The sequence below is a fragment of the Bacteroides sp. BFG-606 genome (assembly GCF_024788145.1).
Classification (GTDB): Bacteria; Bacteroidota; Bacteroidia; order Bacteroidales; family Bacteroidaceae; genus Bacteroides; species Bacteroides vicugnae.
Map to the genome: position 1 here is coordinate 1 of NZ_JANUIL010000003.1, position 4198 is coordinate 4198.

The 4198-nt window shown below is 45.7% G+C and carries 8 protein-coding genes; 7 read left to right on the forward strand and 1 reads right to left on the reverse strand.

Annotation, left to right across the window (positions count from 1 at the left end):
• The gene (locus NXV01_RS25770) at positions 1 to 231 is read left to right on the forward strand and encodes a hypothetical protein (protein ID WP_004295510.1); all 231 of its coding nucleotides are present in this window, start codon (positions 1 to 3) and stop codon (positions 229 to 231) included.
• Between the two features lie 36 nt (positions 232 to 267).
• Here NXV01_RS25770 and NXV01_RS25775 read toward each other — a convergent pair whose 3' ends face one another.
• The gene (locus NXV01_RS25775) at positions 268 to 1293 is read right to left on the reverse strand and encodes a replication initiation protein (RefSeq protein ID WP_118409018.1); all 1026 of its coding nucleotides are present in this window, start codon (positions 1291 to 1293) and stop codon (positions 268 to 270) included.
• Between the two features lie 414 nt (positions 1294 to 1707).
• Between NXV01_RS25775 and NXV01_RS25780 the strand changes: the two genes are divergently transcribed.
• The 6 genes from NXV01_RS25780 (at position 1708) to mbpC (ending at position 4179) form a co-directional block, all read left to right on the forward strand.
• Positions 1708 to 1959: a hypothetical protein gene (locus tag NXV01_RS25780; protein ID WP_004295507.1), complete on the forward strand. Its 252-nt coding sequence runs from the start codon at positions 1708 to 1710 to the stop codon at positions 1957 to 1959.
• Positions 1956 to 2231 (forward strand): type II toxin-antitoxin system YoeB family toxin, encoded by a 276-nt coding sequence (locus tag NXV01_RS25785; RefSeq protein ID WP_004327436.1) that lies wholly within the window; start codon positions 1956 to 1958, stop codon positions 2229 to 2231. The genes NXV01_RS25780 and NXV01_RS25785 overlap by 4 nt, the downstream gene beginning before the upstream one ends.
• A gap of 58 nt (positions 2232 to 2289) precedes the next feature.
• Complete coding sequence (locus NXV01_RS25790; RefSeq protein ID WP_004295503.1) at positions 2290 to 2487, forward strand: hypothetical protein; 198 nt, start codon at positions 2290 to 2292, stop codon at positions 2485 to 2487.
• A gap of 192 nt (positions 2488 to 2679) precedes the next feature.
• Positions 2680 to 2979, forward strand: coding sequence for a mobilization protein MbpA (mbpA, locus tag NXV01_RS25985; RefSeq protein WP_004327437.1), 300 nt, complete (start codon positions 2680 to 2682; stop codon positions 2977 to 2979).
• Positions 2976 to 3770, forward strand: a complete 795-nt coding sequence (gene mbpB / locus NXV01_RS25795) for a mobilization protein MbpB (RefSeq protein WP_007560590.1) — start codon at positions 2976 to 2978, stop codon at positions 3768 to 3770. The genes mbpA and mbpB overlap by 4 nt, the downstream gene beginning before the upstream one ends.
• A complete protein-coding gene (gene mbpC, locus NXV01_RS25800; protein ID WP_004295511.1) occupies positions 3727 to 4179 on the forward strand; it encodes a mobilization protein MbpC in 453 nt (150 codons plus the stop codon). The genes mbpB and mbpC overlap by 44 nt, the downstream gene beginning before the upstream one ends.
• The last annotated feature ends 19 nt before the right edge of the window (positions 4180 to 4198 follow it).

Below are 4198 nucleotides of genomic sequence, written 5' to 3' on the forward strand. Positions count from 1 at the left end.
ATGGGAACAACGGAACACGAAGAACCCCGGTTCTTCTTCATACTGAACAAGGGTGCGAAGTCCGGCGGCGAAATCACCCATGCCGTCCTAAACGGTAGTATCGTTTCGAAGCCGGCAGGCTGGGACGCCTTTCATGGGCTTGCACTGGCGAGAGAGAAACTAAGCAGCGAGGAAATACAACAGCAGATGAAAGAACTTGGTGTAGAAATGGAAATCGTTCCTCTGATTTGACAAGATTACCCGGCTGAAACACTCCGGGTAATCTTGTTACTTATCCTTGATTTTCCCTTTAAGGGCGTTTATAATCCACCCTTTCGGATTGTTCTTTTCTCGTGATTTTCCGTTTAGGAGAGCCAGTTCTCCGATAAGGTCGGTTATCTTTTCTTGTGCCGTTATGAATGTCTCTTTGTTCCGGTTTATCTCTTCCGATGTGAAGCCGCAGGAATAACGGAGGTACTCGTACACATGGCTGTCTATCTGATATCGTGCTGTAACCTTTGCCTGCAAATCTTTCCCTTCCAGTTCTTCATCCCTGAACTGTGGTTGATAGACCGGGTAGAACCTAAACCCGGTCACCTTGCTACGTTTGTTGTTTGGGTTTTCACGCACTTTCACGTAGTTGAAAGTGTATGGGCAGCTCTCATCAAGCGCAGCCTTTGCTGGTTTCAAAACTCTTTCCTCAAAATGATCTATTCTGTCTTTTCCGTTCTTGTCCTTGTATTTGTCCGCAGGTATGCCAAGACGGTCTTTCAAGTTTTCAAGGGATATATCCAAAGGGTACACCTGCCCACTCATTAACATGTAAAACCTAAGGGAATACCCAGTAGGTAGCGCAAGAGCCTTGTTTAACTCAAATTCTCTGTACCCCTTGGCGAACTTGGTAAACACATCCCAAAGGTCGTTAGACACACGAAAGGTTATAATGCCAGTGCGTTTTTTATATTTTGGGTTAGATATAAATCCGCACTTCCACCATTCCTCGTCATCTTCGTAAGTAAAAAAACGTCCTGCCAAAGAATCGAGTGCGGCTATGATTTCATTGTAATCACGTCCGGAAAAAATAACGTCAGATACATGCATTTGTGCATCAACATCCCAAAGTCCATGCTCAAACTTGCGTTTCGTGCCTGCATAATCTTTCAGTTTTACTCCCTTTAGTTCAGCTTGGCACGCTTCCAGTATGCGAAGAACTATTCTTTGTTCGTGTATGGACATGTCTTGCTGTTTTGACCATGTATATACCCATGAAACAACAACATCTTTATTCTTGGTAATAGGTAGTTTCTTTTTCATAAACGATTGATTTGCTGCAAATATACACAATCCCCACATTAAAACAAAAAAAAGGGGGGGTAAAACTCCCAAAGTGTGGGGACTAATTTACTTTTAAACTCCCAAAGTGTGGGGACTAAACTCCCAAAGTGTGGGGAAACACATGTTCTAATCCCTTTATTTATGGGCGTTTGCGAAGAAGTGATAGAGCATATTACAGACGATGCTTATAACAGACAAGGGGAATTTATAGAGCTAAGTGGTTGATTTACTGTCGGAAAAAGAAAAACGATAGGGAAAAAGAGCAAAGCAAAACCAACCAACGGGCGGTAGGATTGGAAACGGGTTTTTATGGCGTGTACACGTTTGTGTACAAAATGTTTGTATTTTATTGAAATATAGCTATCTTTGTGCTGAATTTAAAAGCAAACAGATATGGAAGCATTATCAGTAAGAGAATACCGTAACAACCTCGCAGCGTCTTTCACCAAAGCTGACAATGGCGAGCAGGTACTAATTCGCAGGAAAAACGAGATTTACGCTTTGGTAAAAGTTGGTCGTGAAGATTTGATGATAACCCCGGAGCTGCAAGCAAGGATTGACAAGGCAAGGGAAGAAATCAAATCCGGAAAGTGTGTTACCCTCAAAAGCAGTGAGGATATTGACGCTTATTTCGATAGTCTATGATGTACACAATTAGGGTTTCCGACGGGGTGGATAAGGTGATTGCCAAATGGAAGAAATCAAACCCCAATTTGTTCAAGAAGTATAAGAAAATCTACAAAGAATTGTTAGAGCACCCTAAGACTGGGCTTGGGCATCCCGAAGCGTTAAGGGGCGGTGGGGATATTACATGGTCTCGACACATTACCGCCCATGACCGGATAATCTATGACATTTACGAGGAAGTGGTAGAGGTCTACATCTTGGAGGTAGAGGGGCATTACAACGATAAATGATAAAACTGTTATGGTCGAATATTGTGTTTACTGGACAACGATAAATGATAAAACTGTTATGGTCGAATATTGTGTTTACTGGTTAGAGAACGGCGAGCCTATGCACGAGGTGTTCTCTTCTCTTGCCGCCGCCGAGATGTACTCATGTGCGATAAGAGGGAAAGAAAACATTGAATGGGTGGAGGTGTCCGAAGAAGAAACCATTGATTTGGACGAACTGGAAGACATGTTCCCGGATGACTTCTGCGGCGTGTAATCCCCTTGGGTAGAAATGGGGTAGAATTTGTTAGGCTGTGGGGGATTTTCTAACACGCCGGGGCTTTTTGCTGGGCGGTTGGCGTGGATGTATTCCCATGCGGCATGTGTATATATAGCAAGAAGTGTCCTTGTCGGACAATTCTTGCTTTTCTCGCTTTGCTCAAAAAGATTTTAAGATTACCTTTGTGGCATGGAACTAAGACGGAACGAAAAGATTACATTCCGGTGTACCGAACTTGAAAAGGACGCACTTGCGGAGCAGGCAGCCCGGTGCAGTCTAAGCGTATCGGAATACTGCCGGAGTTTGTCCCTTGGGGGGCGCCCAAGGGAGAGGTACACCGAGGAGGAACGGCAGCTTCTCCGGGACATAGCCCAGTTGAAAGGAACGCTCCAACGGCTGAACAACTACTTCGGTGGTCGCCAGTACCGGGAAGTGTTCGAGGAGAACCGGGCACTAATTACAGAGCTCAAAAAAATACTCTCACGATGATAGGGAAAGGGAAAAGCATATCACATGGTGTGGCGGCATTGGAGTACGACCTCGCCAAAGAGATAAACGGGCAGGCAGTAGCCACCGAGATAGCCCGGCATGAACTTTATGGGTGTACTGGTGCGGAAATGGTGCAGGAAATGAAACCGTATCACATTGATTTTCCGAACGTAAAAAACAACTGCCTACGTTTCGAGGTCAGCCCCTCGATAGAGGAAAGCGCCACCTTTACGGATGCGGACTGGGCGGAACTTGGTAACGACTTCATGCAGCGCATGGGGTTGGCGAACCACCAGTACATCATCATCCGGCACAGCGGTACGGAGAGCAAGAAAGAGCAAGCCCACCTGCACATACTGGCAAACCGGGTTTCCCTTTCTGGGGAACTGTACCGGGACAACTGGATAGGGAAAAAGGCAACGGAAGCCGCCAATGCCATAGCCAAGGAACGGAACTTTGTACAGTCGCAGGACATTGGCAAAGTCAACAAAGCGGAAATCAAGGAAGCCATGGACGGCGTATTGAAGAAGATGCAGGGCTTTGACTTTACCAAATTCAAGGAAGAACTTGGTAAGAGAGGTTTTAAAGTCCGGGAAGCCAGGGCAAGCACCGGGAAACTTAACGGCTACTATGTCACAGCCCGAAGCGGTACGGAGTATAAGGCAAGCGAGATAGGGAAAGGCTACACTCTCGCCCATATCGAGCGGACACAAAGCAAACTGAAGTGCAACTCAATGAACATATCTCATGGAAACAAACTCACACCCGGAAGCGGCAGCTTCCAACGTTAAGCAGGGACAGTACAGCCCCCGGAAAAGAAAAGATACAACGCCAAGGGTAAACCCGCAGCTTGCGGTAGAACTGGTGTATCAAGAACTAAAGCGTGTTGAAGTCTATACGAAGCGCATAGAGGACGCAACAGCCCGAAAGGTACAAATAGACGGGAAAAGCCTTGAAAGTGCCGAAAATCGCCTAAAAAACGTGTTGGCGGACTTTGAACGGCAGGGGTACAGAATGAAAAACGGCGGTTATGTGGACAAACGAATTTCGTTCTACTCAATCCTTTGTGCTGTTATCTCCCTATTGTTCGCTTGTTTCATGTGCTATCTTTGGACGGATGCAGCCAAAGACCGGGACAACTACAAGCAGTATTATGAATACTACCAAGAGCAGGCAAGGGAACAAAAGGGGAATAAATAAACATCTAACTTTACGAATT